Annotated in this window: 1 protein-coding gene; it reads right to left on the reverse strand. The window is 37.2% G+C overall.

From position 1 onward, the window contains the following. A partial coding sequence (locus IE142_RS39910) for an HAD-IC family P-type ATPase (protein WP_191889456.1) occupies positions 1–648 on the reverse strand: 648 nt, incomplete at both ends.

The raw sequence follows: 648 nt of genomic DNA on the forward strand, positions 1-648 counted from the left end.
CATAGCAACTTCAATACCTAATTCATGAAGTTTTTGAATAGCTTGTTGGGCAGTATCTTTAACTGTATCAGCTACAGCGACAACCCCTCTCAATTCGTTATCTACGCTTATAAGCATTGCAGTTTTTCCTTCTTTTTCAAATTGAGCGAGATTTGTTTCAGCTTCATTAGTTTGGATTCCTTTTTCACTCATTAGTTTTCGATTTCCGACAAAAAGTTCTTTACCATCAATTGTTGCATTTATACCGCGCCCTGGTATAGCTTCAAAATGGTCTACTTCTAAAAATTCTAATGATTTTTCTTTAGCATAACTTACGATAGCTTCAGCTAGTGGGTGTTCAGAACCTTTTTCTGCACTAGCTAACAATTGTAATGTTTGATCATCTCCACTAAAATCAGTGACTTCAGGTGTGCCATTTGTTATAGTGCCAGTTTTATCTAAAACAACTGTATTAATAGCGTGTGTACCTTCAATGTGTTCTCCACCTTTAAATAGAATGCCATTTTCAGCAGCTTTTCCGGTACCCACCATTATAGAAGTAGGCGTAGCTAAGCCTAACGCACAAGGACAAGCGATAACTAATACTGCTATTGCAGCAACTAAGGCTGGTTCAAATTGTCCCGGCTGAACTAATGAAATCCATATAAT

The sequence above is a fragment of the Streptomyces mutabilis genome, assembly GCF_014649815.1.
Classification (GTDB): Bacteria; Actinomycetota; Actinomycetes; order Streptomycetales; family Streptomycetaceae; genus Streptomyces; species Streptomyces mutabilis.